The organism is Bacillus sp. OTU2372, assembly GCF_038440275.1.
GTDB classification, from domain to species: Bacteria; Bacillota; Bacilli; order Bacillales; family Cytobacillaceae; genus Neobacillus; species Neobacillus bataviensis_B.
Map to the genome: position 1 here is coordinate 1 of NZ_JASATK010000040.1, position 25,803 is coordinate 25,803.

Annotated in this window: 33 protein-coding genes and 2 pseudogenes; 25 read left to right on the forward strand and 10 right to left on the reverse strand. The window is 34.5% G+C overall.

Annotated features, from left to right (window positions below):
* Window positions 1-301: 301 nt before the first annotated feature.
* Window positions 302-1,195, reverse strand: a complete 894-nt coding sequence (locus AAHB15_RS28680) for an AraC family transcriptional regulator (RefSeq protein WP_335575865.1) — start codon at window positions 1,193-1,195, stop codon at window positions 302-304.
* Between the two features lie 161 nt (window positions 1,196-1,356).
* Here AAHB15_RS28680 and AAHB15_RS28685 point away from each other — a divergent pair, with 161 nt between their 5' ends.
* Window positions 1,357-1,632, forward strand: a complete 276-nt coding sequence (locus tag AAHB15_RS28685) for a hypothetical protein (RefSeq protein WP_342043816.1) — start codon at window positions 1,357-1,359, stop codon at window positions 1,630-1,632.
* Between the two features lie 111 nt (window positions 1,633-1,743).
* Here the strand turns inward: AAHB15_RS28685 and AAHB15_RS28690 are convergent, their stop codons facing one another.
* The 4 genes from AAHB15_RS28690 to AAHB15_RS28700 all read right to left on the reverse strand — a co-directional run bounded on the left by AAHB15_RS28690 (window position 1,744) and on the right by AAHB15_RS28700 (window position 3,395).
* On the reverse strand, window positions 1,744-2,451 hold the full coding sequence (locus tag AAHB15_RS28690; RefSeq protein WP_342043817.1) for a glycoside hydrolase family 3 C-terminal domain-containing protein: 708 nt from the start codon (window positions 2,449-2,451) through the stop codon (window positions 1,744-1,746).
* A 111-nt stretch (window positions 2,452-2,562) separates the two neighbouring features.
* A complete protein-coding gene (locus AAHB15_RS30355; protein ID WP_335575862.1) occupies window positions 2,563-2,799 on the reverse strand; it encodes a glycoside hydrolase family 3 N-terminal domain-containing protein in 237 nt (78 codons plus the stop codon).
* A 26-nt stretch (window positions 2,800-2,825) separates the two neighbouring features.
* Window positions 2,826-3,092 (reverse strand): hypothetical protein, encoded by a 267-nt coding sequence (locus AAHB15_RS28695; protein WP_342043818.1) that lies wholly within the window; start codon window positions 3,090-3,092, stop codon window positions 2,826-2,828.
* Window positions 3,093-3,179: 87 nt separating this feature from the next.
* On the reverse strand, window positions 3,180-3,395 hold the full coding sequence (locus tag AAHB15_RS28700; protein ID WP_335575860.1) for a hypothetical protein: 216 nt from the start codon (window positions 3,393-3,395) through the stop codon (window positions 3,180-3,182).
* A 472-nt stretch (window positions 3,396-3,867) separates the two neighbouring features.
* Between AAHB15_RS28700 and AAHB15_RS28705 the strand changes: the two genes are divergently transcribed.
* The 8 genes from AAHB15_RS28705 to AAHB15_RS28740 all read left to right on the forward strand — a co-directional run bounded on the left by AAHB15_RS28705 (window position 3,868) and on the right by AAHB15_RS28740 (window position 12,212).
* Window positions 3,868-4,638 carry a transporter substrate-binding domain-containing protein gene (locus AAHB15_RS28705; protein WP_335575611.1) on the forward strand — a complete coding sequence of 257 codons (771 nt, stop codon included), beginning with the start codon at window positions 3,868-3,870 and terminating at the stop codon, window positions 4,636-4,638.
* A 53-nt stretch (window positions 4,639-4,691) separates the two neighbouring features.
* A complete protein-coding gene (locus AAHB15_RS28710; RefSeq protein ID WP_335575610.1) occupies window positions 4,692-5,336 on the forward strand; it encodes an amino acid ABC transporter permease in 645 nt (214 codons plus the stop codon).
* Window positions 5,333-6,061, forward strand: coding sequence for an amino acid ABC transporter ATP-binding protein (locus AAHB15_RS28715; RefSeq protein ID WP_335575609.1), 729 nt, complete (start codon window positions 5,333-5,335; stop codon window positions 6,059-6,061). The genes AAHB15_RS28710 and AAHB15_RS28715 overlap by 4 nt, the downstream gene beginning before the upstream one ends.
* 326 nt (window positions 6,062-6,387) lie before the next feature.
* The gene (locus tag AAHB15_RS28720; RefSeq protein WP_335575608.1) at window positions 6,388-6,837 is read left to right on the forward strand and encodes a hypothetical protein; all 450 of its coding nucleotides are present in this window, start codon (window positions 6,388-6,390) and stop codon (window positions 6,835-6,837) included.
* Between the two features lie 198 nt (window positions 6,838-7,035).
* On the forward strand, window positions 7,036-8,256 hold the full coding sequence (locus AAHB15_RS28725) for an SEC-C metal-binding domain-containing protein (protein ID WP_335575607.1): 1,221 nt from the start codon (window positions 7,036-7,038) through the stop codon (window positions 8,254-8,256).
* Between the two features lie 137 nt (window positions 8,257-8,393).
* Window positions 8,394-10,055: a sensor histidine kinase gene (locus AAHB15_RS28730; RefSeq protein WP_342043819.1), complete on the forward strand. Its 1,662-nt coding sequence runs from the start codon at window positions 8,394-8,396 to the stop codon at window positions 10,053-10,055.
* Window positions 10,052-10,819: a LytR/AlgR family response regulator transcription factor gene (locus AAHB15_RS28735; protein ID WP_335575605.1), complete on the forward strand. Its 768-nt coding sequence runs from the start codon at window positions 10,052-10,054 to the stop codon at window positions 10,817-10,819. Before AAHB15_RS28730 ends, AAHB15_RS28735 begins: the two co-directional genes overlap by 4 nt.
* A 145-nt stretch (window positions 10,820-10,964) precedes the next feature.
* Entirely contained in the window at window positions 10,965-12,212 is a 1,248-nt protein-coding gene (locus tag AAHB15_RS28740; RefSeq protein WP_335575604.1) for an L-lactate MFS transporter, read from the forward strand.
* 235 nt (window positions 12,213-12,447) lie between these two features.
* Here the strand turns inward: AAHB15_RS28740 and AAHB15_RS28745 are convergent, their stop codons facing one another.
* Both AAHB15_RS28745 and AAHB15_RS28750 read right to left on the reverse strand, forming a co-directional pair.
* Window positions 12,448-12,726, reverse strand: coding sequence for a hypothetical protein (locus AAHB15_RS28745; protein WP_144567652.1), 279 nt, complete (start codon window positions 12,724-12,726; stop codon window positions 12,448-12,450).
* 70 nt (window positions 12,727-12,796) lie between these two features.
* Complete coding sequence (locus tag AAHB15_RS28750; protein ID WP_335575603.1) at window positions 12,797-13,207, reverse strand: hypothetical protein; 411 nt, start codon at window positions 13,205-13,207, stop codon at window positions 12,797-12,799.
* A 236-nt stretch (window positions 13,208-13,443) separates the two neighbouring features.
* Between AAHB15_RS28750 and AAHB15_RS28755 the strand changes: the two genes are divergently transcribed.
* The 16 genes and pseudogenes from AAHB15_RS28755 (at window position 13,444) to AAHB15_RS28830 (ending at window position 24,290) form a co-directional block, all read left to right on the forward strand.
* Entirely contained in the window at window positions 13,444-13,566 is a 123-nt protein-coding gene (locus AAHB15_RS28755) for a hypothetical protein (protein WP_335575602.1), read from the forward strand.
* Window positions 13,533-14,021: pseudogene (locus tag AAHB15_RS28760) on the forward strand (DUF2935 domain-containing protein); the annotation flags it as partial. The gene AAHB15_RS28755 and the pseudogene AAHB15_RS28760, both read left to right, overlap by 34 nt.
* A gap of 14 nt (window positions 14,022-14,035) precedes the next feature.
* Window positions 14,036-14,374 carry a YmaF family protein gene (locus AAHB15_RS28765; RefSeq protein WP_335575601.1) on the forward strand — a complete coding sequence of 113 codons (339 nt, stop codon included), beginning with the start codon at window positions 14,036-14,038 and terminating at the stop codon, window positions 14,372-14,374.
* A 168-nt stretch (window positions 14,375-14,542) separates the two neighbouring features.
* On the forward strand, window positions 14,543-15,250 hold the full coding sequence (locus AAHB15_RS28770; protein ID WP_342043820.1) for a DUF421 domain-containing protein: 708 nt from the start codon (window positions 14,543-14,545) through the stop codon (window positions 15,248-15,250).
* Between the two features lie 367 nt (window positions 15,251-15,617).
* Window positions 15,618-15,755: a YjcZ family sporulation protein gene (locus tag AAHB15_RS28775; RefSeq protein WP_335575599.1), complete on the forward strand. Its 138-nt coding sequence runs from the start codon at window positions 15,618-15,620 to the stop codon at window positions 15,753-15,755.
* A gap of 400 nt (window positions 15,756-16,155) precedes the next feature.
* Entirely contained in the window at window positions 16,156-16,242 is an 87-nt protein-coding gene (locus AAHB15_RS28780) for a YjcZ family sporulation protein (protein WP_342043824.1), read from the forward strand.
* 309 nt (window positions 16,243-16,551) lie between these two features.
* Window positions 16,552-16,764 (forward strand): hypothetical protein, encoded by a 213-nt coding sequence (locus tag AAHB15_RS28785; RefSeq protein ID WP_342043821.1) that lies wholly within the window; start codon window positions 16,552-16,554, stop codon window positions 16,762-16,764.
* Between the two features lie 146 nt (window positions 16,765-16,910).
* The gene (locus AAHB15_RS28790) at window positions 16,911-17,327 is read left to right on the forward strand and encodes a BlaI/MecI/CopY family transcriptional regulator (RefSeq protein WP_335575247.1); all 417 of its coding nucleotides are present in this window, start codon (window positions 16,911-16,913) and stop codon (window positions 17,325-17,327) included.
* Window positions 17,328-18,182 (forward strand): M56 family metallopeptidase, encoded by an 855-nt coding sequence (locus AAHB15_RS28795; protein ID WP_335575248.1) that lies wholly within the window; start codon window positions 17,328-17,330, stop codon window positions 18,180-18,182.
* A 240-nt stretch (window positions 18,183-18,422) separates the two neighbouring features.
* The gene (locus tag AAHB15_RS28800) at window positions 18,423-18,842 is read left to right on the forward strand and encodes a DoxX family protein (protein ID WP_335575249.1); all 420 of its coding nucleotides are present in this window, start codon (window positions 18,423-18,425) and stop codon (window positions 18,840-18,842) included.
* Window positions 18,843-18,866: 24 nt separating this feature from the next.
* Window positions 18,867-19,553: a DsbA family protein gene (locus AAHB15_RS28805; protein WP_335575250.1), complete on the forward strand. Its 687-nt coding sequence runs from the start codon at window positions 18,867-18,869 to the stop codon at window positions 19,551-19,553.
* A 298-nt stretch (window positions 19,554-19,851) separates the two neighbouring features.
* Window positions 19,852-20,481 (forward strand): class I SAM-dependent methyltransferase, encoded by a 630-nt coding sequence (locus tag AAHB15_RS28810; RefSeq protein ID WP_335575251.1) that lies wholly within the window; start codon window positions 19,852-19,854, stop codon window positions 20,479-20,481.
* On the forward strand, window positions 20,478-21,023 hold the full coding sequence (locus AAHB15_RS28815; RefSeq protein WP_335575252.1) for a copper resistance CopC family protein: 546 nt from the start codon (window positions 20,478-20,480) through the stop codon (window positions 21,021-21,023). The genes AAHB15_RS28810 and AAHB15_RS28815 overlap by 4 nt, the downstream gene beginning before the upstream one ends.
* Window positions 21,024-21,025: 2 nt before the next feature.
* Complete coding sequence (locus AAHB15_RS28820) at window positions 21,026-22,099, forward strand: copper resistance D family protein (RefSeq protein WP_342043822.1); 1,074 nt, start codon at window positions 21,026-21,028, stop codon at window positions 22,097-22,099.
* 317 nt (window positions 22,100-22,416) lie between these two features.
* A complete protein-coding gene (locus AAHB15_RS28825) occupies window positions 22,417-23,919 on the forward strand; it encodes an FTR1 family iron permease (protein WP_342043823.1) in 1,503 nt (500 codons plus the stop codon).
* Entirely contained in the window at window positions 23,916-24,290 is a 375-nt protein-coding gene (locus tag AAHB15_RS28830) for a hypothetical protein (protein ID WP_335575255.1), read from the forward strand. Before AAHB15_RS28825 ends, AAHB15_RS28830 begins: the two co-directional genes overlap by 4 nt.
* A 192-nt stretch (window positions 24,291-24,482) precedes the next feature.
* On the opposite strand, the gene AAHB15_RS28835 is transcribed toward AAHB15_RS28830, so the two are convergent.
* The 3 genes and pseudogenes from AAHB15_RS28835 to AAHB15_RS28845 form a co-directional block, all read right to left on the reverse strand.
* On the reverse strand, window positions 24,483-24,680 hold the full coding sequence (locus AAHB15_RS28835) for a cysteine-rich CWC family protein (protein WP_335575256.1): 198 nt from the start codon (window positions 24,678-24,680) through the stop codon (window positions 24,483-24,485).
* Between the two features lie 209 nt (window positions 24,681-24,889).
* Window positions 24,890-25,396 (reverse strand): DoxX family protein, encoded by a 507-nt coding sequence (locus AAHB15_RS28840; protein WP_342043825.1) that lies wholly within the window; start codon window positions 25,394-25,396, stop codon window positions 24,890-24,892.
* A gap of 116 nt (window positions 25,397-25,512) precedes the next feature.
* A pseudogene (locus AAHB15_RS28845) lies at window positions 25,513-25,707 on the reverse strand (DUF1259 domain-containing protein); the annotation flags it as partial.
* Window positions 25,708-25,803 lie beyond the last annotated feature (96 nt).

A 25,803-nucleotide genomic window follows, 5' to 3' on the forward strand; every position in this document is an offset into this window, starting at 1 on the left:
TGGGTGCTTTTTATGTATGGTTAAAAATAACGAATCTAACTATATTTTGAACAGTGGTTAATTTATTATAATTTAATTATGTAAATTGATGAATCAATCTTTAAATTAAAGGTTGCGTGAATTTTATCCAAAAATATACGAATCCTCGTAGTTGGCAATTTTAAAATCAATTTATTGACAGTGTGTTTTATCAAAGCAAAAAATAACCAAAATAGATAAGTAGTGCATAAAAACTTGTATGTTTTAGGCTATTTAATAGTATTTCTTATTGTATGAAAGCACCTAGTTAAGTTGAAGTGCACTACTTCTCAAGTGAACTGGAATTTTTATGCTTTTTGTAGACCAATGGTGTCATGTTCATTGACTTTCGGAATTTATCTATGAAATAGCTTGTACTGTTAAATCCTACTTGATAGGCAACATCTGTGACATTGGATTCTGGTTGTTGTAATAAAATTAAACTTTTTTGAATTCGAAAATCAGTTAAGTAATTCAGAGGTGTTTTCTTTAAAATTCGTTTGAAGTATCGACAGCACTCGGAACGGCTTAATTGACCAGCTCGTGCAATATCGTCTAAAAGGATTTTCTCAGGATAATGTAGGTGGATCCAATTTAACATCTTTTTCATTCGATGATTCTTTATCATTTCGGTCTGTTCGTACTCTAATTCAATCCCATTAATTATTAGGTTCTTCCAAATTAATGTGAGATGCAGGCTGATGTCAATTTCATAGTATGGTGGATTTTGTTTTATCAACTGATTAATACTCATAATAGAAGCCAACATATTATTTGCCCAAAGCTCCTTTGGAACCAAGAGTAAATAAGGAATATTAGTAGCCTGAATATAAGGGTTTACATGGGTTGTATAAAGTTCTTGTGATAAAACGAAACTTGGGGATACATTTAAACATATATAGGTACAGCCAGAATCATTCTTATCTTTTGCCATATGCAGATAGCCACTATTTATAAATAGCCCTTCGCCTTCTTGAACAGTAATATATTCTTCATTTATCTGAAAAATGGCTTCTCCTTTAACAACGAGAACGAATTGAAATTCATCATGCCAATGTAGTGGTATATATCCATTAATATTTTGGTTAATCGTTGTTTCGTAACATGCAAGCGGTAACACAACTGTACGATGTTCCGTTAATTCTTTTAAACTTTGGTCAACTATAAAATCTTTAATTTGCATATGACCACCTCAATATAATTATATTTTTCCATTCAATCAGGGTATTATTTCAGAGGTTTTCTACTAATTATTTAAAATATTATAATACTATTTTTATATTTAATATATATTCTTATGTTAATATTTAATCTCTGAAACTTTTTTTTGATGATAATTTGAAATACCTTTTCTGGTTGGTTGATAAGGAATATTTAACCAAGATTGACCCGGAAAATCCGTTGCCTCCTAAAAACCACGGTATTCCCTTTAATAAAGTAAAAATGATTCATAAGGCAACAGCACACTTCCAATCTACTTTTGACTTAAACGGAGAAGAAAGGATTGAGAATTTTAAGCTGGAAAATACAATGTTGCTATTTGATTTTTCCAGCTTTTTCCCAGCTAAGGAATTAAAACCGTTTACTGTTGAACTTCCAGTGGAGAATGAATAACCCGCCAGCATCTCATATCTAAAATCACCAACACCCCGTGTGTTGTGCAAATTAAATTAAGTTAGGCAGTTTGCCCTCAGATGAGGGAGCTGCCTTTTGTACCACTTCGTTTTAATTTTTGAAGATATTCCTCAAGGATTTGCGGAGATCGCTGGACTTTGTTTCCTTGTGCTCTGTATTATAGGATAGTCCAAAACCGTAGCCATACTTGTCACCAGATTTTGATTGGTAGTAATAGGAAGGAGCCTCATCAAAGCCTGGTACGTCCATCTTGTTTTTTGCCACTGCTTCTTGATTGGCAGGAATTGTAATAGGAAGTTTACCTGTCGGATTAAATCTCCCACGAATCACATCCATTAAAGCTTCCGTTTTCACTCCGAACGTTCCAATGACAGCTGCTGCATTCGGTTCAATTTCTTGTATCAGCCAAGGATTACTAAAGTTGATGGCCATAATAGTCGGTACAGTTTTCTGTATTTTGATAATCCGATTTTTATTATGAAATTGCGTATCCGGTCCTATGGAAATCAATGGTTGCTTCGAAAGCAGATCTTGTTTGGGTTTTATCCAAACAAGTGCATGTGTTGCTTCTTCCAAATGATCCGTCAAAGTGATGTCAGGATCATATTTCTGAATGGTTTTTCTAAATGCAATCGTATTGGCACTATGTTCACCAGCTGGGAAAGACTCAACATAAAGTTTCATATCTTTTATTTTTTTATTATATAGGGGTAGAAGATTCTGATCATTGCGTAATAAGACGATAGACTTCCTGTGAGCTAAGTCTGCCTTTTCTTGTGATGTCGGATTATTTACCACTTCAAGTGCCCTTTTTGGATTCACATAGGGGTTTTCGAATAAACCTAATTCCATCATTTCTGTGAGCAAATATGCTACGGATTGATTTGCTTCTCACTTACCAAACTTTGTTCAACTGCAAAAATGCTTTGTTGTCAAAAAAACGCTGTTTTTGTCGAGTTCTTCACCTTGAAAACCTTTGATTAACGTATAATTGATATCTGAAACAAGTTTAGGACTTTCTCCAAATGTTTCTATAATTCTTGCCCATAACGGTTGTGTTGCAATATCAGCATTGTAGCCATACATTTTACGAAGACTAGAAGATGTCCATTCTTTTCGTGCAATGTGAGCAAATTCTCTAACCAAATCAAGGTCTCGGGTTGCAGCGAGTCCTAAAGAATCTGGCCATATGGAAAATTGACCAGGTCCATCTTTTGCGGGTACATAGTAATCTTTTGCTTTTTAAAATCTGTAATATCTGCGATCATAGTGAAATGGTTCCGGGGATTTGATATAAGAACTGCCGGTATTCCTAATCTAGTTCTCTCAGTCCGTTCTTGCAGTATATTATTTGTATTGGCAATAACATCAGCACGAGGTGTACTACGATAAACAAAATAGCGTGCATGTTGATCAATTAAATTATTCGGCTGTTCCATCTTTGACCCTTCAATTTCCCGAAATTCAGGTATAATCATAAGTCCGGCTTTTTCCTCTAATGTCATTTTGGATATAAGGTCAGCGACTCACTTTTCAACCGATAACTCCCAGTTTTCATAATTATCTAGTTTTCCATTTGAATTTAAATCTTTAAATACTTTTCCATTGACAGTAAGCGTTTCTTTTACCCTTGCCAAGACCTGCGGGTTAACATTTTGGGCATCCACCGAAGGTATGATAAAAAGAAAAGATAAAACCATTGTAATTAAATAAATGAGAGCCTTTCTTCGTTTCAAATTCATCTATTCCCCTCATTTCAATCATTCATGTTGGCTGATGTTTTAATCTCCATTTTCTACTTAATATTTTCCTTAGTATTAAAAATTATTATCCTAACGCGAGGCAAAACGAAAGAATTGTGGAAAAATGAAGGCTCTCTTTTGACCTTTGTTCAAAATAATTGATAGTAAAGTGATATAACCGCAGACTAACCGAAGGTGGGGGGATTTGATCATTTTTAATAATATAATTAGAATATTAAAATAATAACCGCAATAGTTCTCAAAAAAGTTGAATTTGTTTTAAAATATGTTTTTTACCATATTGTCGGGTTACTATTAAAATACTTTTAGGGTATAAAAAATTTTTGTATTTTATTAAATAGATAGAATTATTATACAAAAAATACTTTTTCATATTTGATATCTGTGGTATATTAAAAAAGTATTGTTTTTATTATATTAAAAATAATCTAAAAAGTAGGGGTGTTATTTAATGAGAAAATTTGGTTTATTTAGTTTATTTTTAATTCTGACTGTCTTTATCGCAGCGTGCGGTAGCAAGGAAACATCAGGAGAGAAAACGAATAGTGAAAAGGTATATAAAGTCGGCGTGGACACGACTTACCCTCCATTTGAATATAAGGATGGAAATGAGTATAAGGGTATTGATATTGATTTGATTAATGCCATTGCGAAAAATCAGGGCTTTAAAATTGAACTTAATCCTATGGACTTTGGTGGTATTATTCCAGCCATGCAAGCCAATCAACTTGACGTAGCTATTGCAGGGATGAGCATTACAGACGAAAGAAAAAAGGTAGTAGATTTCTCAACTCCATATTTTGATGCAGGATTAACAGTTGTTGTTAAAAAAGATAATTCAACTATTAAATCAGTTAAAGAACTTAAAGGAAAAACAGTTGCTGTAAAAAAAGGAACAACGGGTGCTGAATATGCACAAGCTAATGCATCAAAACTAGGAATTAATGTTGTTCAGTTTAATGATAGTCCAGCAATGTTCCAGGAAGTTTCTAATGGAAATGCAGATGCACTTATTGAAGACTATCCTGTTATTTCCTACGCTATTGCCCAAAAGGACCTTGGTTTGAAAATTGTCGGTGACCGCTTAAATGGAGACCAATATGGAATTGCTGTTTTGAAAGGTCAAAACAAGGACTTAATTGAAAAAATTAATAAAGGTCTTGCTGAACTCAAAAAAGATGGAACATATGATAAAATTGTAAAAACTTATCTTGGTGAATAAATACTGATTGGGCGCGCATAAAGCGCGCTTTCTTTTTGAAAGGGGATGAAACAGTGGATATAATTGTTGCAGCTTTACCAATATTACTAAAAGGATTACAAGTCACACTTTATATATTTGTTATTGCTATTATTCTAGGTTTTTTAATTGGTTTAGTGATGGCCTTGTTACGGCTTGCACCTCTTAAAATCTTGAATTGGATTGCAAAGGTATATGTTGATGCGATTCGAGGAACTCCATTTATTGTACAATTGTTTTTTATATATTTTGGAGTGAATTCGCTGCATTTGGTTTCTTTAAACAGCACAACAGCTGGTATTATTACTGTTGCGATTAATGCGGGTGCATATTTTGCAGAAATTATCAGAGCCGGGATTCAATCAATTGATAAGGGACAAACAGAAGCCGCTAGATCGATTGGTTTTACAGGAGCACAAACAATGCGTTACGTGGTCCTGCCTCAGGCTTTTAGAAGAATGCTTCCTACGATTACGAACCAATCCATTATTAGTTTAAAAGACACTTCACTGTTATCCGTTATCGGTATTGCAGATTTAACACAGCAGGGTCAAATTCAGGCTTCAGCAACCTTTGAAGCATTTAAAATTTGGCTTGCTGTAGGTGTCATTTATTTTATCATTATTTATTTGTTAACCCTTCTTGCTAATTTTGTTGAAAGGAGGATTCAGGTTCGATGAGCATTATATCAGTAAAAAACTTAAGAAAATCGTTTGGGAAACTAGAGGTTTTAAAAGATATTAACGCTGAAGTTCAAGAAAAAGAAGTAATATGTGTAATAGGCCCTTCTGGATCAGGAAAGAGTACATTCCTTCGTTGTCTTAATCGCCTGGAAGAAATCTCAGGTGGTGAGGTAGTGATTAACGGACATAACATTACGGACCCAAAAATCAATATAAACAAAGTTAGACAAGAAGTTGGAATGGTATTTCAACAATTTAATCTGTTCCCACATAAAACCGTTTTAGAAAATATCACTTTAGGTCCTATTAAAATTCTTTCTATCAGTAAAGTAGCGGCTGAAAAAATGGCCCTTGAGTTACTTGATAAGGTTGGCCTGAAAGAAAAAGCTGGCAGTTATCCGGGAGAACTATCTGGCGGACAGAAACAGCGGGTTGCGATAGCTCGGGCATTGGCTATGAATCCTAAAATCATGTTGTTTGACGAACCGACTTCTGCACTTGATCCGGAAATGGTCGGTGATGTATTAGAGGTTATGAAGCAGCTTGCTAAAGAAGGAATGACCATGGTAGTGGTTACACATGAAATGGGATTTGCCAGGGAAGTTGGCGATCGTGTTATTTTCATGGATGGAGGGTATATTGTAGAAGAAAATGAGCCGAATCAGTTATTCGGTAACCCACAGCATGATAGAACAAAGGCTTTCTTAAGTAAGGTGCTATAAACAGGTTTCTAGCCTATTAAAAAAGACCGCGCAATTACAATATGGACACGCGGTGTGGTGGAAAACTTAAATGGTGTCCTAAGATATTTTTAGGAAAAGTCAACAGGATTCCTTGATTTGCGGGCTGACGTTAAGAGCGTAAAGTAACAACCTTAAATGGTCATTACTTTGCGCTCTTATTTTGATTTCGATTCTGGTATTTTCCTTAAAGGAAAGATTTGAGTATCTATGATTTCTTGTTAATAGAACCTTCAACGTTAACAAAATGAATGAACTATGATAGATTATAATAATATTATGTAAACTTATTGGGAAGAGGCTCTAGTATGGCAAAAAAGAAGCATAATACAAATAACACCCCAAGAAGGAAACGCTATAATCGTAGAGATCGTCTTCAGAATGCTAAAAAATGGGCTGAACAAAACAACGGTAATAACCTAGCAAAGAGATATAGTAATTGGTTTGGAGTAGACCTAAACTGTGCCATTACAGAACTAGAAATGTTGGGCTATAAATTTAAACAGTCATACAAAGAACAGGTAAAGAAATCGCTTGAGGCAAGACAAAAACAGAAGGAAAAAAGGAAGATTGACAAAGAGCAGGTAGAAGATTTTGGGGAAGATATGTTTTACTTTGTAGCAGGATATACTGAAAACGGAGTACCGTTTGGTTTAACAAGAGAGGAAATGGAAGAAGATACTGAAACTTTCCCTATACTACAATCCCAAAAAGACAAAAATCACTTTAATATTAATGATGATGACTTTCCATTTTAGAATCCAAGGTTAAGAGGTTTCTGAAACTATAAAATTAATAGCTATAGTTTCCGCCCAAATTAAGGTTATAGAGCGACTTAGATTAAACAGTTTAAAATTAAAACTCATTTCTGATATAATAAACACTTAAAAAGGCTCTTTTTTACATATAGCAATTTAAAAAATATATTAAACAAATATTTTCAGAAGGTGATCATCTTGAATACTAGCAGCATCGATAAAGATACTTATGAAAAATTACAAGGCGCTTTAGAAGATTTAAGAGAAATGACAAGGAAGAGTCAGCAGAAACGGGAATCAAAAATGTGGAGTGATATTTCTATTCCTTTAACAATAAACGATACACTTACAAGATTTTCTAAAGATGAATTGAGTGACATCAGGAGACGTTTAGAGGTAAAAGGCGCCAGTCAGCTAAAAAAGGGGGAATTAATAGACTTATTAAGTATAAAGATTCCACTTTCGTTTGAAAAGATATGCATGTATCTGGACCAAGAGCGTTACAACTTAATCAAAAAAATCATCCATCATGGCGGGTATATGGAAGCGCCGAAATTAACGGCAAATCAACTAAACTACTTCCGCAACATAGGAATTATCTTCACAGGAACTTTTGAAGGCAAAAAAATCATTGCAATACCTGAAGAAATAGTACAGAATTCGTATATTCGCGACAACCACAAGCCATTAATCACCATTAGCCGACGTAATACAGAATGGATCAAGCTTACACAAGGTTTGCTCTACTATTATGGTACTTTGACCCTCACTGAGCTGCATGATTTGCTAGAAAAATACATGAATAAACCTATCAGACTTACGGATTATCTATCTGTAATCAATCATGCTATCTCCTACTACGAGCAAATAAGATTGGATCAGTTTGGCTTTTCCAATAGTCGTGTCTTTGATTCAGAAAAAGTAAAAGATGAACACAAAACCAGAAAAGATGTGGCATTTTTCCCATTTTCTAAAGAGCAATTACTGAGAGCGGGTGAACCCGGATATATCGAACGAAATGATAGCTATCTTCAATTTGTTCACTTTTTAACTCAAAACTATGAAATGAGCAGACAAGAAGCGGATGGAATCGTAGAAGAATGCGTTTATGCGACCAACATCGGGGAGAGTCCAAATCATATTCTTCAATTTCTGCAAAGCAGACTAGAATTTGAAAATATAGAATTGGTGAAAGCTTGCATGGACAAAGTCGTAAACCTTATGAATAACACGAGGCAATGGTTCCTCAAAGGGTATTCACCAAGAGAGCTATCGGGGGCCTATGAGCAGCAAACTTTGCAGCGATTGCCAAATCCTAAAGCGAAGATTGTGGATTTCGAAGCCAGACAGAAAATCGGTCGGAATGACCCTTGTCCTTGTGGAAGTGACAAGAAATATAAGAAGTGTTGTGGGAGATAATATATCTCTGAAATGCATTAAGTCTGCCTTCAATAACGAGGCAGACTTTTACAATTGAACGAACATACATAAAATAAAGGTACAGAAGAATAATCATCAACCAAAATATCGATGCGTAATTTGAGAGGATTTTTTCCATGAATACATCTTTAGAAATGCTGATCCATTTATTTGAACGAGCGGCCTTGCTGTTGATTTGTCTGTTTTTTATGATCCGGATTCCGAGATTTAAGGAATCTCTTCAAAAAGATCGTCATTCTCTGACAGAGCGGCTTGTGATTACCATCTTGTTTTGCTTATTTGCTATTTTTGGGACCTACTCAGGGATCAATGTCGAAGGTTCGCTGGTGAATACGAGGATCATCGCGGTTGTGTCTGGTGGTATTTTGTTTGGACCTTGGGTGGGTATCATTTCTGGTGTCGTTTCGGGTTTACATCGCTATTTAATTGATATTGGCGGGGTCACATCGGTCCCATGCTTAATCACAAGTATAATTGCGGGAATTGTCTCTGGTTACATTAACCGAAGAGTAAAGAGGTCCTTACGTTGGATCTATGGAATTGCGGCTGGGATGTTTTGTGAAGTATTAACCATGCTGTTGATTCTTGCAATGGCTGAACCATTTTCACTTGGTTTGGACATCGTTTCTAAGATAGCCTTCCCTATGATTGCCGGAGAATTAAACATCGGGCTGATTGTTTTACTGGTCATGAGTGTGGAAGGTGAAAAGGAAACGATTGCGGCAAAACACGCCAAGCTTGCATTAGATATCGCTAATAAGACTCTGCCTTATTTTCGCTCCATCAATACGGATTCCTTAAGGCAAATCTGTAGTATTGTCAAAAATGATATCAAGGCCGATGCGGTTGCCATCACAGATAATGAAAATGTACTCGCCTATGTTGGTTTCGGGGAAGAAAGATATGTGACTGGACAGGAAATCATTAGTGATTTGACAAAAGAAGCGATCCGAACGGGCAAATTTATCATTCGGAATCATATCGCGGATCACCATACGCCACAAATTCACTCGCTGCTGATTGTTCCTTTTGAAGAACATGGAGAGGTGACAGGAACATTAAAAATTTACTATCGAAAAGCTTATAAGATGACTTATTCGCTTCAGACAATGGCGATCGGACTTTCTCAAATCATTTCTACTCTAATGGAGGTTTCACGGATTGAACAGATAAAGGCAGAAGCGAATAAGGCAGAGTTGAAGGCACTTCAAACAAAGATTAATCCGCACTTTTTGTTTAATGCCCTTAATGCAATTGCCTCCACGACACGAAGGAATCCGGACAAGGCCCGTGAGTTGATTATCAATCTATCTGGCTATATGCGCTATAATTTAGAGGTAAATGATGAATTGATTGATATTCATAAAGAGTTGGAGCAAGTCCGTGATTATGTAGAAATTGAAAAGGCCCGTTTCGGCAGCCGTTTAACTGTAGAGTATGACATAGACGAAGTGAATGTAAACATCCCAAGTCTTCTTATCCAGCCGTTAGTAGAGAATGCCATTATTCACGGCATCTTAAAGAAAAAAGGGCCTGGAGTGGTGACGATTGCAGTTAAAGATTTGGGAGAAAAAATAAGAGTAAGCGTGAAGGATACGGGTGCAGGGATTAGTGAAGATGTCATCCACCATGTGCAGCATGACACGGTACCGGCTAACAAAATCGGTTTGTATAACGTCCATCAGCGCGTCAAACTTATCTATGGAGATGGTCTGGTGATTCACCGGTTATCACCAGGAACAGAAGTTTTTTTTGATATGGTAAAGGAGAAAAAATGAGAGCAATTATTGTAGAAGACGAAATTCCAGCTCGTGAAGAATTGGAGTACTTAATTGAAGCTTATAGTGAAATTGAAGTCACTCATTTCTTTGATGATGGCTTAGATGTTTTAAAATTTCTGCAGGAGCAAGAAACAGATGTCATCTTTTTGGATATTAATATTCCATCACTTGATGGGATGCTTCTGGCTAGCACCATTAGCAAATTTACGAAAAGACCCTATATTGTTTTTACCACGGCCTATAAGGAACATGCCGCTCAAGCGTTTGAGCTTGAAGCCTTTGATTATATCCTCAAGCCATATGATGAAAAGCGGATGGCAACGATGTTAAACAGGCTTGAGGCTGCTTATCTACGAGATCAGACACAGGTTAATATCCTAAACAGTCGGCCTAATGCTCCGGTACAAGAAATGGAGGTCCATGCAAAGTCTTCAAACCGAATCAATTTAAAAAAGAACGATAAAATTATTGTGACGGATGTAAATGACATTTATTATGCGGAAGCAAGTGAAAAGGTGACATTGGTTTATACGCTGAATGAAGAGTGTACGATGCAGATGAGTATAACGGAGTTTCATGCCCATTTACCGGAAGAAATGTTCTTTCGGTGTCACCGATCGTATACAGTTAACTTAACGAAAATCCGTGAAATTGTGCCATGGTTTAATCAAACCTACCTGCTGCGTCTTAAAGATCTGAATGCAGAAATCCCGGTGAGCAGAAGTAAAGTAAAAGCGTTCCGACAAATTATGCAGCTATAATATCCATTCATTCCGAATAATAAGCATTTCATTCTGAAAACGATTTCTGTCCCTTTTTCGATGGTATGATGATCACATCAACAAGGTAATTAAAATTTCTAATTAGAAAATGATCATTTTTATTGGGAGAAAAGAGGAGATCATAATGAGAGCAAGCATGGATCGTCGTTGGTTAATTGTAATAGGAACGATTATCGTACAAATGGGATTAGGTACTATCTATACTTGGAGTCTTTTCAACCAGCCCTTAGTCGACCACTTTGGCTGGAAGTTAAATTCAGTTGCTTTGACTTTTTCGATTACCAGCTTAGCCTTAGCACTATCCACGTTGTTCGCTGGGAAGCTGCAAGATAAATGGGGGATTCGCCGCTTACTTATTTGTGCCGGCATTGTCCTAGGTGCAGGATTAATAATTAGTTCCCAAGTATCATCCTTATGGATGCTTTATATCTTGGCAGGCGTCATTGTTGGGGCAGCAGATGGTACTGCCTATATCACATCTTTATCAAATTTAATTAAATGGTTTCCTGAAAGAAAAGGACTTATTTCTGGTATTTCGGTTGGAGCGTACGGTACAGGTAGTTTGATATTCAAGTTCATTAACGGGTCATTCATCCAGTCAGCTGGAGTTACCCAAGCCTTCTTTTTCTGGGGACTAATCGTCATGATTATGGTCGTAGGTGGTTCATTTCTAGTTAGGGAAGCTAAAGTAATTCATGAATCGAAAATTCAAAATGGCAGTATTCAAAAAGACTATACTGTGAAAGAAATGTTGAAAACGAAGGAAGCATATCTCTTATTCGTGATCTTCTTTACATCATGCATGAGCGGATTATTCCTGATTGGAATTGTGAAGGATATCGGTGTTAAAATGGCAGGGCTTGATATTGCAACGGCAAGTAATGCGGTAGCGTTTGTGGCAATCTTTAATACAAGCGGACGTATCATTCTTGGAGCCTTATCCGATAAAGTTGGCCGATTACGAGTGGTATCAGGTGCATTGCTTGTTACAGCGGCAGCGGTTACGGTATTAAGTTTTGTTCACCTGAATTATGGATTGTTCTTTGCTAGTGTGGCAGCGATTGCGTTTTGTTTTGGCGGGAATATTACAGTATTTCCAGCCATCGTAGCTGATTTCTTCGGTTTGAAAAATCAAAGTAAGAACTACGGAATCATTTATCAAGGCTTCGGTATTGGTGCCATCTCAGGATCATTTATTGCTTCTTCATTAGGTGGATTTATCCCTACATTTAAGCTGATTGCGGTTTTAAGCATTGTATCTGTTGTCATCGCCATGATGATCAAGGCACCAGGCAATGGGACACCTAAAACGAAGGATAAAAGGAATCCTGGAAAAATTCGAAGCCTGTCACCGGATACACGAGCAAGTTAATAACAGTTTTTAATTTAAATAGTAATAACAAAAAGGCAGAAGCATCTGCCTTTTTTCGGTCAAATGGGTCATTGCCCTGTTGACAATAAATCTGGTCATTCTAAAATGGCAAAAAAACTATTTTTGAAAAAAATTCATTATAATACATTTTTTATAAAGTAATAAATTTAACAAGGAAAGCTTCCACCTATCCGAATAAAGGGTTGAATAAATTTATCCCCCCCTAAAATCTAAACTAAAAATCTACATCTATATCAGTATTTTGATCTTGGTCGTTTTCTTGGTCTTGTTCGGATCTTACACGTGCATTGCTTCTGCTATTTAAGTTAATATCTACACGGGAATTACCTGAGTTATTAATAGTTGCTCTAGCAACATTAGTATTTCTGTCAACATTGCGAACGTCTGCTTCTGCTTCTGATTCTGAACGATTTCGAATATCGTTTTCAATATCATTATTTACATCAACATTCACATCTGTGTTGGTGTTATTACGCTGGTTTCTTCTTGCCATTTTTTCATCCCCCTAAAATTTAAATTACTTTTTTTAAAGCATTAAATAGTGAACATCTATAAGAATACTCTTAAAAATCAAAATCCACATCGATGTCTTGGTTTTGTTCGTTGTCTTGTTCTTGGTCCGTTCTAACACGTGCATTACTGTTGCTGTTTAATCGAACATTAAATCGAGTATTTCCAGAGTTATCCATAGCTGCTCTAGCCTCATTGTTATTGTTGTCAACATTGCGTACTTCAGCTTCTGCCTCGGATTCCGAAGTATTTCTCACTTCATTATCAAATTCATTATCAATGGCGAAATCAACATCGGCATTAGTGTTACTGCTGTTGCTCCTGTTATTGTTGTTGTTTCTGATACTGTTGTTATTTCTGTTCCTATTCCTGTTATTGTCGTTGTCAATTTCATTGTTTTTTGCAGAACCTCTAAACACAGATTGATTTCCTTGATTATCAAATTCTCTGTTACTTCTACTCAATTGTTTCAACTCCTTTCCCCTGTCTAATAAGCATCTTATTCTCTAGATGTGCAATGGATTGGACAAGTTACCGAGGACAAAGACCCATTTTACTGAAAAATAGTATTAATTTTAAATAAAAATTGCTAATGGGGTTGCTTGACGAGATTCATATGAAAATTCACTCATGTCCAATAACATAATTTAAATTGATGGCAATATCATGGTAAAGAGGGGTAGTAAAGGAGGGGATAAGTATGCAGTATCAGACTAATCTTCCTGGTCATGTTAGCACGGATCAGTTTAATCAGATGTTGGTTACACCCGAATCGTTTGCTGCAAAACAGATCACATTGCACGTGAAGCAGAGTATTTTATGAGGACACTAACGAAGTTTAACCGGGGGATTTTAGACCCAATTTAGGATGCAATTATTAATGAAAACGTTTTTTGGCTACGAATCATGATGGAACATTCCCGTTTGATAGCATCACTGCTTGACCAATCAGAAAGGAATTTAGATAATGCGGCACGGAAATTTGGAGATGATTTCGAGGTGCTTTTAAATCAAGCAAGAGATGTAGAGTCCATGTTATATCAAAAGCAGCTGGATTACCCAATAATTGGAAAAATGAATAAAAACAGTGAAAACGCTGCTCAAGAAATTCGTACGTTTAAGCAGACGGGACTAGACCTAATTAAGTCCTGTCAAATCAGGAATGTTATAAATCCATTATTGGCAGACCATGTATTAAGAGAAGCTGATCATTTCTTATATATGATTCATGTTCTAGAAGAAAGGTTAAATACTAAAAAGATGAGTGAGATGCGTTAAGGGGGAGTGTGTTTATGGCGAAGGTAGGAAAAGATGATTTTGTAAAGGGTTTTGTACCACACCATAACCATGGTTCAGTTGATTATACCTCAATGGAAGCGGGTCATGTTCATCAGTGTTTAGATGTCACATCACCGCCAATACCAACGCATGATCATAATCACATTCATTACACAGAGGGATATGTTGTTTTTGAAGATGGGCACACCCATCATTATAAGGCATATTCTGGTCCTGCTATACCAGTTGGGAATGGCATGCATGTTCATTATTATGATTTTTACACAACTGAAGATGATGGGCATCGGCATCATGTAAAAGGGGTTGATCAGCCAGCCCCAGGTAATAGATAAATATTGTACCCATCGTTCCTGTCAGTAAATAAAAAAACAGTTAGGAAAACACACGGTATTTTACTAAACATCTGTGTGTTTTTTTATTCAATGGTGGTTTAGACTTGGTTCAAATACCAAATACTATATATTATTCTTACTAGAACATTGTTTTAAGGGCGTGCAAATTTGGAAGCATTTTACCGTACTTTCTTAGTTTTTGTGGTAGGATATTTGTTTTTAAGGTTTACAGGAAAAAAAGCAGTAGCTCAGATGCACACTTTCGATCTATTGTACATCCTTATTCTTACCAATATTATTAGTACCCCTGTTGAAGTTAATAATCTGGTTAAAGCCATTACCTATGCTGCAATAACAGTAATTCTATATAAAATTTTTATTCTATTATCGTTACATAATAAATTAAGATGGATTATATATGAAAGTCCTACGGTATTAATTCAAAATGGGGATATTGATAGAGAAGGTTTGAAAAAGGTACGTATGCCTTTGAATGAATTATTATCACATTTAAGAGTAAAAGGGTACACAGATATACGAAGTATTGCTATGGCAGTTATGGAGGAAACAGGAAATCTTAGTATTATCCCAAAGTCGGAATATCGTCCTGTTCAACCCAATGATTTAAATTTGCAAGTAAAGAAAGAATTTATTCCTATACCATTGATAATGGACGGACAGATCATTTACCATAATCTAAAATATCTACAATTAGACCGTGGATGGCTCATTAATGAGGTTGAAAACAAGGGAGAACTAGTAGAAAATATTACATTGGCAACTCTTTTAGAGGATGGAAAGTTATTTATTGATAATAATAAAGAGAAAGAACATAATAGCAATCCTTATTACTACAAGCCAGGGAGAGATAACTAGATTTGTCTTAATTTAATTAACTGACATTTAGGAGATGAAAAAACAGTTTCCCAAGCTATATGGAACCAATTCGAATTAATGTTGTAATTATAATCCACCCCATTTAATATAAAAAGAAACTAGGAAAAGACCTAGCTTTGTGATAGCCTTTTCAATTGTCTGTTGGTACTTACAGCAAGTGAAATGATTATTGTACTAAATATACTGGATAGAATAGCTGAACCCACCAAGATTAATTACCTGATGACCAGGGCGTAATTGTAAGAGGTATAAGTTTGTACTTTATTAAAATCTTAGTGAAAGAGCCCTTCCTCTTTTTAATTTATTAACATAAATTGTATTGAATAATTATAAAGGAGGACTTAATATGTTTGGTTATGGAGGCTTCGGAGGATTTGGCGGTTGTGGTTATGGTTATGGGGGATTTGGATACGGTGGAGGTTTTGCATTAATCGTTGTATTGTTTATTTTGTTAATCATCGTTGGAGCAGTAATTTGTTACTAAAAAATTAATAATCTAAAAAGCCCTAACAAGGGCTTTTTGGGTTGAGAATATATCTCATGAATTGATGGATATGGAATTGATGACACACTAGCCTAAGTGATTCGTTCATGTGAAAGTCCTTGAGTTAAAACTTGTTAAAGAAATTATTTTTTGGGCTCAGCATTTGTCTATTCAATTTTATTATCCTGTAGATATCTTATATTACACCAGTTGCTTAACATGAAATTAACCTCCAAAGAATGCCTGATTTGAAGCAGGCATTCTTTCTTATTATGGTCAATTCAAATTTTTAAGTAAAGAGTGATTTTTGTCCAAACAAAGCTTGTCTTAAAAAATATACATATTTATGAGAGGTTACTTCTCTAACTCTAATATTCGGATTGGAATGGTGGTGAAATAAATGAGCTGGGACGGCGGTAATAGCTTTGCGTTAATTGTTGTATTGTTCATCCTTTTAATCATTGTTGGAGCTTCTATGATGTATTAATTAGCTAGAGATAAATGAAACGTAAAAGACTCCTGTGAAGGTGTCTTTTATTTTAAAGATATTAGTGCCGTAAATAAATAACATAAATAATTTGGCAGGCATTTCTTTAAATTTAGTTGTTAAAAACTGTTTTATTCTTAATTTAATTCGTTCTAGATTATTTATGGAGGAAGATCTCTATCGAAGCATTATCAACTAAATTGATTAATTATTAAAGTTTTATTAGAAATTAAAGAATCGCTTGTAACCGTTTTCTTAACACATTATAATTATTAATAATTTCGAAAATTACTTTAGAAGGTGTACAATATGAACCTTTATGAAAAATTACCTAATGATTTCTTAATTAATTTTTATTATGAGATATGTAAAAACATTGAAAAAGGTATCTTAACTAAAGCTATGTATTATGAACTAGGTTTGATTACTAGTGTCTTAGATCAGAGAGGAATAATCTTAAGTAAACCAACTGATTTTGAAGATGTAGTTAAGCAAAAAAACATATCGAAACTTATTTCTTAGAATAAGTGAAAAATATGTTATATCAAGCATATTTTTAAAATAAGGAATTGGTTTTTTAAAATCATATTTTGTAGTTAACAAATCCTTTAATTGAAAAATTAGAACTAATACACTACAATTTGTAATGAAGGGTAGGTGTGTGTTAATTGACAATAAATAATTTTCGAGTTGATCAAGAAGGGCTTAATCGTTTTTTCGGTCCACTTGAATCCAAAATAATGAATATTCTTTGGGATGGGAATGAAAGTAGTATTAAGGAAGTCCAACTAATTTTAGAAAAAGAGAAACCTATAAATTTTAATACTGTTATGACAGTTATGAATCGTCTTGTTGATAAAAACATCCTTACAAAAAGATTGGAAGGACGTACATCATTCTTTAAGCCTCTCACCACCAAAGAGGATTTTATTAATAACCAATCAAAAAAACTAACAGAAAACCTTTTAGATGAATTTGGGGGATTAGTTGTTAACCATATGCTCGATTCATTAAAAGAGGTGGATGATAATTTACTGATAAAACTGGAACAAAAACTGGAACAATTAAAAAGGGACAGAAAATAAATGGTCTGGAAACAAAAGTCAACCGCAGTGTTTGGATTAGCCCTCTTCTTTGCGATCATTTTGTTTGTTCAAATGGGTTTGTACATATTAAATGATTTTATTGGACCAATAGAGCTATTTAATATTTTTATTTTTTGCGTGAGTTTATTTAAACCAGGTACGTTTGGATATTTCGCAGTTGAGATTATTGTAAATACCTATATTTTTTATACGGTTTTCATTATTTGTAAAAAGGTTATTAACCAGATTGTCTTATTAAGTTCATTTCGACATCAGATTCAGCAACGTAATCAAATAAATAAATCTAGTGAATTGAATGAAAAATTTAACAGAAAAAATAATGACATTGTGGTTATTCAAGATAAGGAACTTTTAGCATTTACCTTTGGTTTTTGGAAACCAAAAATAGTGCTTTCTACTATTTTAATTGACATGTTAGATTCTAAAGAATTAGAAGCAGTAATATACCATGAAACGTCGCATCAAAAGTATTATGATGGATTGAAGGTTTTTGTTTTACAAATAATCTCAGAAGTAATGTGGTATATCCCTCTTACGAAATGGTCCTATCAGAATTATAGAATCATGGTTGAACTAGTGGCGGATGAATTTGCGATTAAAAGAATGGGTTCTGAACTTGGTTTGGGAAGTGCTTTATTAAAGTTAATCAAGAATCAATTAAAAATTGCACATCCTGCACCAGCTCTTGTACATTTTGCGGATGAAACCGTTGATTATCGGTTAAAACAGCTGTTAAATCCACAACAGACCATTCCAGTTAAGATGCAGGCACGGTCAGTCATTATCTCATTAAATATGTTCCTTGTCATACTTTTCATTTTAGTAATAGCATAACCATTTTTATTTTTCTAAAGGATTGGAGTCAAAATCCAATCCTTTGTTTTATAACCTTTATCAAATACAAGGGAAAAATTAAAATCCTTGACCAATCGTTCTAAGTTACACTACAATGGGTAGTGTGATTTATTTATCGAAGACTTTTTTTAAAAGGGGTAAATCGTGTTCAAACACTACTGAATGTAGTGTTTGTCTGTGATTTCCTACAAAATACGTTAAATTGGAGGAGTTAATGAAATGAAAAAAACAGAAATCGGTGTATTAATTTTAAGAGTATTTTTAGGGTTATCTTTCTTTATCCATGGTCTATCTAAGTTTCAAAATGGAATTGATAATACTGCCGGATGGTTTGAAAGTATAGGTATTCCAGGCTTTATGGGGTACGTAGTTGCAATTATTGAGTTAATTGGGGGTCTTTTGTTAATCATCGGTCTTGGTACACGATACATAGCAGCCCTCTTTGTTTTAATTATGATTGGAGCAATTGTAAAGGTAAAGATTGCAGCAGGATTTATGGGAAATGGTCAAGGAGCAGGGTACGAGCTTGAACTTGCTTTTGCAGTTATGGCAGCATTTTTATTTCTAAATTCAAATGCTACTCTTTCTCTAGATTCAAAATTCTTCTCTAAAGAACAGTTAAAGAAAGTTGCTTCTTAGAGTTTATAAAAAGAAGGTGAATAAATGTCTTCAGCGAACAAAAAAGCAAAAAAATCTAAAAAACAATCTTCTAAGTTCCTATTTTGGATTATCGGTTTTGTCACCATCTGTCTTGTTGGTTTAATTTTTTTATCAAATAACGCTAAAAAAGAAGCCATTGACTATGCGGGACAGCCATTTTTAGGTGAAAAATCAGCGCCAGTAAAAATAGTTGAATTTGGTGATTATAAGTGTCCGTATTGTAAAAATTTCAACGATTCACTTCTTCCTAGTATAGAAAAGGATCTTATTGATACAGGAAAAGCCTCGTTATACTTTATGAATTATTCATTTATCCATGTTGATTCTACTCGTTCTGCTAAATTTGCGGAAGCAGTATTTAAAGAATTAGGAAATGAGACGTTTTGGAAGTTCCATGAGCTATTATATGAAAAACAGCCCGAAGACACAAAAGCAGAACAAATGGATGTCTATACAGAGTCATTTCTTAAGGATACATTAAGCGAAATTGTTTCTGAGACAGAAGTGAATAAAGTGGTTAATGCTTTTAAAAATGACGAGGCAAAAGAGGCATGGGAAAAAGATATGTCAACGGCTAGTAAGCTAAGTATTACTAGTACCCCTGCCATTTATATCGATGGTGTCAAGTTTGAAGGGAATACGTATAACGATTTCAAGGATAGAGTAAATGAAGCAGCAAAAGAAAAGTAAGGATTTAGGAGATTAAAGGTGATTCAATAGCTTCCATAATTAAAGCTTTCCATACATATGGAAAGCTTTAATTTATTATCCTTTATATAATTCTTACTTAACATGCGTATCTTTTAACATGGATTTCTTTATTGGAAGAATAAACAGCATGAAGAATTAGGTGCCAAGGATAATAAAAGTTGTTGTTTATGGTATTATTTTTTTTGATATTATTATATATTGATTGGATGTCACTATTTTTCTCATACTATTTGCTTTCAGGGCTTACAGGCTTTAGTAGGATAAGGGAGGGGCTATTGTGAATAATGGTTGGAATCGTATCGTTTACAAATGCTGGTCACCCATTTACGATCGTTTTTTTAACTCAGGAATATTCTTAAAAGCTAGAAAAGAAATCTTTAAAGATTTGTCCCATAAAAAAGGAAGTAGTGTTCTCTTTGTTGGGGTTGGCACAGGTGCAGATATACCTTTCTATACGGCCAAAGGCTATTTTATTACGGCGATTGATTACTCAGCTGAAATGTTGAAAGTGGCTAAAGAAAAGTATCCTGACTCATCCATTAATTTTCTTGAAATGGATGCACAAAAGATGGAGTTTCCTGATGAGTCTTTTGATTTTATTGTAGCCAGTTTAATTCTAAGCGTGGTCCCTGATCCCCAAAAAACATTGAACGAAATAGTAAGGGTTGTAAAGAAGGATGGCACTTTCCTTATTTTTGATAAATTTGTTCCTAACAACAAAAAATTGATGAAAAAACAACGAATTCTTCGTGCGATTGTAAAAATTTTCGGTACCGACATAGGTTTGGAATTTTATGATTTGTACAAAGTAGTTGAAAACCAATGCATTATAACTCAAGATGAGAGTGTTATGATGAATGGAATGTACAGAAAAATAATAGGAATTAAGAAAGGGGCAGCAAAATGAAAAAATTACTATTCTTATTAATGAGTTTACTAGTAATGGTTCCAAGCATGGCTAGTGCACATACGGAACTTACTTCATCCAATCCAGCTGCGAATCAAGTGGTCATAGAAGACCAAAAACAAATGGTCCTTACATATGAAGGTAAGATTGAATCCTTAAGCACAATGACTTTGGTAAAAGATGGGCAAGAAATACCTTTTGCTAATGTTACGCCAAAAGAAAATCACCTAATAGGTATAATATCAACTCCATTAGAAAATGGCTCTTATACAATTAAGTGGAGTATAGCTGGTGAAGACGGTCATCCCATAACGGGTGAAATCCCATTTACCGTGCAAAAGGAAGTAAAGGAGGACCAAAAGGCGGAAACCAAACAGCCAGTAACTCCAAATAAAGAAGAACCTAAAAAAGCGGAAGTAAAACAGGATAAAACAGATAATGTTTCTATGGATAACACTTCTAATATGAAGACGATTATAGTTGTGGCAGTAGTTGTCGTTTTGTTCATTGGTCTATTCCTGTTATTTAGAAGGAAGCGTTAAATATGGGGTTCATAATTCCTATTACTGAATTCGGAAATTATTTATTGTATTCCATCCTAGTTGGGCATGTGGCTTTACAGTTTGTACCCAATGAGAATAAACCAAAAGTTTCTATCCCTAAACCAATGTTACTCCTTTTCACACTTGGAATTATTATTCTCTCGTTAGGGCCAATTGCTCAAACAGTTTCCTATTTCCAAGGAGGAGTTGGATTCTTTTTAGCTGTACAATCCGTAATTTTGGACTTTCAAGTCGGGAGAGCTTGGATCTTTGTAGGTTTATTAGCAACATGTTTATATCTTACGATTTTGCTAAATGGCTCAAAATATATACAAGCCATTTTACTGTTATTAATGATATTGGCAGTTGGTTATTCTAGTCATGTCGCTTCTCTGTCATTTTGGGCAGGATTATGGTCTCACAACACTCATTTTTTAATAGTTACATTATGGACAGGTATATTGATTAATGTTGGCTGGTTCTCGAAAGAAGACCTTAACTGGTCTAAATTTTTACGGTGGTTTACTCCTTTTGCTGTTATTTGCTTAATCATCATTATCCTTAGTGGTATCTATTTAATGTTATTTATTGTTGAACCAAAAGATTATGTAAAGGCATGGGTGTTACCTTATGGCCAAATGCTACTTTTAAAACATATCAGTATCATCCCTGTTTTTGCTTTCGCCTTTATAAATGGTGTACTCACAAAAAAAGCGATGAAGAATTTATCCTTCAATCCAGGACCATGGATTAAAGGGGAAAGCCTAATTCTATTATTCGTGTTTTATTTCACCGCTGTGATGGGAACGTTATCGCCACCACATAATGTGGAATTCACTGTAAAGTCAGAGGGTGCATCCAAGTGGGTGGAATGGTTATTGGGGAAAGATATTCTTACAACATTACAAACTCATATAGCAACTTCGTTCCAATCGGAATTGCTAGTCATCCTTTCAGTGATATTTTTAATTCTGATTTTATTCAGTTTCCACCGGAAAAGACTTTTACCTGCTGTTTTTTTCGGGATTGGTTTTATCGCAGTCCTATATTTTGGTTTAATGTTATCATTAGTGTAAGATTTAAAAAAAGGATAAATAAGAGTCCTTAACAGATATTTTATTAGGAAATATCTATAAAGTAAATTAATAATAAATTAAAACATTGCCTTCAAATGGCAAGGTTTTTTAATATATTTTTTTCGGTACATCCGAGGGTTGGGCATCTTAGCCAAAGCATTCCCCTTTTTATTTATGTTTTAAAAGTTAATATTCACATTACTGTAACAAATAAAAAAAATCTCCAATTGACAATTGTTATCAGTGGAAATACAATAGTAAATATAAATGATATTGAAATTCGTTATCAATTGGGTGACTACACCAGGGGGATTCTTATGAGAAAAAATCTACTACTTATATTATCTATTATTTTATTAATATTAGGATTTGGCATATATAATCCTGTACTAGCAGCTGGAAGTTCTAATGAGGATATTAAGAAAGCTGAAGTATCAATTGATCAAGCCATCGATTTTGCTTCTAAAGGGAACCTTTCGGATGCTCAAAAGTCTTATGATGAATTTAACAAAACTTGGAGACAAATTGAAGAAGGGATAAAAGCTGATTCAGCTACTGCTTACCGAGATATTGAGTCGAATATGGGAAAGGTAGTATATGCTTTTACTCTTAAAAAACAAGACCAAGTTTTACAGGCTTTACAAGATTTAAAGGCTGTAAATGAAAAAGTTGCAAGTGGTGGATACCCAAAAGAAGCTGGTTTTAAGAAAGAAGATATTTCTTTAGATGATTTTATCTTGCTTCTCCAAGAAACAAAGAAGGAAGTTAAAGAGCAAAATCAAACTCAAGCACTTGAAGCCATTAAAAAGGCAAGTAGTAGTTGGTTAAGCGTAGAAGGAGTAGTGGTTGCACAATCTGCCTCCGTTTATAGTGATTCTGAAAGAGATTTGGTTACTATTCAAGCTATGCTTGCTGCTAGTCCACCAAATTTTAAAGAAGCTAATAAAACAATCGATAACATGATAAATTACCTTACTCCTTTAGCTGATAAATCAGAGTACACCTATTGGGATGCAGCAATGATCCTAATTCGTGAAGGTTTAGAAGCTTTACTTGTAGTAATTGCTCTTATGTCTTTTGTAAAGAAATCAGGAGAAGGTAAGGGAAAAGGTTGGATTTGGACTGGGGTTTTAGCGGGTCTAGGTGTTAGTTTGATACTTGCACTCATTGTAAAATTTGTTATTTCATCTGGAGCGTTTGGTAATAATAATGCCCTTATTGGTGGATGGACAGGGGTATTTGCGGCAGTAATGTTATTATATATGAGCTATTGGCTTCATAGTCAATCTAATATCGCCGATTGGAATCGATATATTCGTGAAAAAAGCCAAACAGCTTTGACAACAGGTAAACTTGTTTCGTTAGGGGTTCTTGCATTTCTTGCGGTGTTTCGGGAAGGGACGGAAACCGTATTATTTTATATTGGAATGGCAAGTCAAATAAAACTTCAGTCATTATTAATTGGTTTCCTCATTGGAGCAGCAATTCTTGGAATCTTAGCCTATATGATGATTTATGTGGGATTGAAATTACCACTTCGCCCATTCTTTATGGTGTCTAGCGTTATCGTATTTTACCTCTGTATTAAGTTTACAGGAATGGGGATTCATAGCCTTCAATTGGCTGGATTAATCCAAACGACTAATTCCCAAATCATACCAAGCATAGACTTTTTTGCACTCTATCCATCATGGGAAAGCACCATTCCTCAAATCATTCTAGTTCTTGGTGCAGTTACTATACTTTTATTAAAAAGATATAAAAACAAACAACTTATTGCGGTGAACAATAATAACATTGAAAGTAGGAAATTATCATGAAAAAGTTAACATCAATGGTCTTAGCAATCGGTCTTGGAAGTGCTATAGTATTAGCGGGTTGTAGTTCAACTGATAGTAAAGTATCTGAAGGTGTAAATGAAATGTTAGATACAACGGGACAGTTATCAAAAGCTATTGATAGTGGAGACAAAGCAAAGGTAAAGGAAGTTGGACCAAAATTAGAAGATCAATGGTCTTCTTTTGAAGATGATGTTAAGAAGGATAACAAAGATTTATATGAGAAAATTGAAAAATACTTAGATCCAACCATAGCTGGCTCAGAAGCAGCAACACTTGATAAAGAAGCATTAGGTAACTTAAACGACCAACTTACAGGTGCGTTGAAAGAATTGGATGAGAAAATTAAATAGTTATATAACATTAAAAAAGAGACTTTCAAAAGTCTCTTTTTTAATTGGATGAACTCTTACATCTGCAATTTGTAATTCTCCATAAATAAATGTTAAGCAGCACGTACTCCCCCAGTTGATCCACTAAACTAGTTAACCTTTCGGACCAAGCTTTCAATCCTGGTTCATTGTAGATTCTCAAGGATCCCAAAATTAAATTTGGTTCAAATCTTCCTTATATTTATTTAAACAATTTTTACAAATACAATGTTTTCTTCTACTTTCAGCGGGAACTAATTCAAAGATTTCATCAGGGAATATTTCTTTGTCACACCAACAGTTACCGTGTTCTTCAGTACCTGTCATACACTTATTTTCTTCTCCACAGATAGGACAATATTTATTTGCCAATCAGTTCCTCTCCTCAATACATCACTATATAAGTCTATTCCTTATTTTTTATTATACCTCAGATTTATTTGTGTAAAAAAGTAAAAAACACTTAGCAAAGAGCCATAAAAAGACAAAAATAGAGAGTTGGTGATTCTCAACTCACTATTTTTACGTCAAAGACTTATATAAATTTATTTAGAAAATATGTTTATTCAACGAATTTATGGTTAAATGTTCTTTTTTATTGGCATATCTTGTTTAATAGTTTTTCTAATAAAAGGGATTACCCAGCGGTCTAAACCAAATTTACCTGCATTGAAACCGGAAAATAGGATAACTGCTCCTAATAAAATATCTGAAGGATTGTGTGAAACAGTGCCTGCCATAACATAGGAAAAATTCATTACAAGCCCAAAAACACAAGCTGCTGTTGTTAAGCATCCGAGAATCAGTCCAAGTCCTACTAGGAACTCTCCTAAAGGAACTATGGTGTTAAAAATATCTACATTTGGTAAAGCAAAACCCTTTAAAAACGAAATATACATACTGTAAACAACGCTGCCATCTGGACCCTTTACAGGATTTGCGATTGCACCTTTTAAAAATCCAGAAGCATCAAATCCGCCAGTTAATTTGCCCAAACCTGCTGTTAACCAAGCAAAACCTAAATACAATCGAACAATTGTTAATATTCCAGCTGCAATTGTATTTTCTCTTAATGTTTTAATCATAATTCCCACTCCTTAAATATTATTTACCTAATGATTACTTTGTAAATATATATTGGATTTGAGATATTTTAAAGTGAGATATAGGATTGTTCAAAATTTTGACATGAAAATTTGAACATTTATTGAATGATGTTTTGTGTAAAATACTGAAAGAGGCAACTAAAAAGCCTACTTCTAGCTGGTTCAAAACTGTTTCTAGCAAACTTAAACGGATCTCCAACATTCTCCCAGTGTATATCCATTAATCTTTGATTCTCAAATATCCAATTGTTTTGAACAGCAGTTATTGTAATTCCTGTACGGCATAATGCAGATAGGAAAGGATTTGTTCAATATAATCTTCAACAATCGGGCCAGATAATGGAAAGAGGCTTATGACTAAACAGGGGCTTATTACGGTTTTTGTTCCC

Bases quoted from the DNA above. Each gene is read 5' to 3' on its own strand.
- AAHB15_RS28795 (WP_335575248.1), top strand. From the start codon at position 17,328: ATGGTCTGGAAACAAAAGTCAACCGCAGTGTTTGGATTAGCCCTCTTC.
- AAHB15_RS28825 (WP_342043823.1), top strand. From the start codon at position 22,417: ATGAGAAAAAATCTACTACTTATATTATCTATTATTTTATTAATATTA.
- AAHB15_RS28820 (WP_342043822.1), top strand. From the start codon at position 21,026: ATGGGGTTCATAATTCCTATTACTGAATTCGGAAATTATTTATTGTAT.
- AAHB15_RS28755 (WP_335575602.1), top strand. From the start codon at position 13,444: ATGCAGTATCAGACTAATCTTCCTGGTCATGTTAGCACGGATCAGTTT.
- AAHB15_RS28805 (WP_335575250.1), top strand. From the start codon at position 18,867: ATGTCTTCAGCGAACAAAAAAGCAAAAAAATCTAAAAAACAATCTTCT.
- AAHB15_RS28745 (WP_144567652.1), bottom strand. From the start codon at position 12,726: ATGGCAAGAAGAAACCAGCGTAATAACACCAACACAGATGTGAATGTT.
- AAHB15_RS28800 (WP_335575249.1), top strand. From the start codon at position 18,423: ATGAAAAAAACAGAAATCGGTGTATTAATTTTAAGAGTATTTTTAGGG.
- AAHB15_RS28830 (WP_335575255.1), top strand. From the start codon at position 23,916: ATGAAAAAGTTAACATCAATGGTCTTAGCAATCGGTCTTGGAAGTGCT.
- AAHB15_RS28700 (WP_335575860.1), bottom strand. From the start codon at position 3,395: ATGAATTTGAAACGAAGAAAGGCTCTCATTTATTTAATTACAATGGTT.
- AAHB15_RS28715 (WP_335575609.1), top strand. From the start codon at position 5,333: ATGAGCATTATATCAGTAAAAAACTTAAGAAAATCGTTTGGGAAACTA.
- AAHB15_RS28815 (WP_335575252.1), top strand. From the start codon at position 20,478: ATGAAAAAATTACTATTCTTATTAATGAGTTTACTAGTAATGGTTCCA.
- AAHB15_RS28730 (WP_342043819.1), top strand. From the start codon at position 8,394: ATGAATACATCTTTAGAAATGCTGATCCATTTATTTGAACGAGCGGCC.
- AAHB15_RS28720 (WP_335575608.1), top strand. From the start codon at position 6,388: ATGGCAAAAAAGAAGCATAATACAAATAACACCCCAAGAAGGAAACGC.
- AAHB15_RS28740 (WP_335575604.1), top strand. From the start codon at position 10,965: ATGAGAGCAAGCATGGATCGTCGTTGGTTAATTGTAATAGGAACGATT.
- AAHB15_RS28735 (WP_335575605.1), top strand. From the start codon at position 10,052: ATGAGAGCAATTATTGTAGAAGACGAAATTCCAGCTCGTGAAGAATTG.
- AAHB15_RS28785 (WP_342043821.1), top strand. From the start codon at position 16,552: ATGAACCTTTATGAAAAATTACCTAATGATTTCTTAATTAATTTTTAT.
- AAHB15_RS28765 (WP_335575601.1), top strand. From the start codon at position 14,036: ATGGCGAAGGTAGGAAAAGATGATTTTGTAAAGGGTTTTGTACCACAC.
- AAHB15_RS28705 (WP_335575611.1), top strand. From the start codon at position 3,868: ATGAGAAAATTTGGTTTATTTAGTTTATTTTTAATTCTGACTGTCTTT.
- AAHB15_RS28780 (WP_342043824.1), top strand. From the start codon at position 16,156: ATGAGCTGGGACGGCGGTAATAGCTTTGCGTTAATTGTTGTATTGTTC.
- AAHB15_RS28695 (WP_342043818.1), bottom strand. From the start codon at position 3,092: ATGGAACAGCCGAATAATTTAATTGATCAACATGCACGCTATTTTGTT.
- AAHB15_RS28775 (WP_335575599.1), top strand. From the start codon at position 15,618: ATGTTTGGTTATGGAGGCTTCGGAGGATTTGGCGGTTGTGGTTATGGT.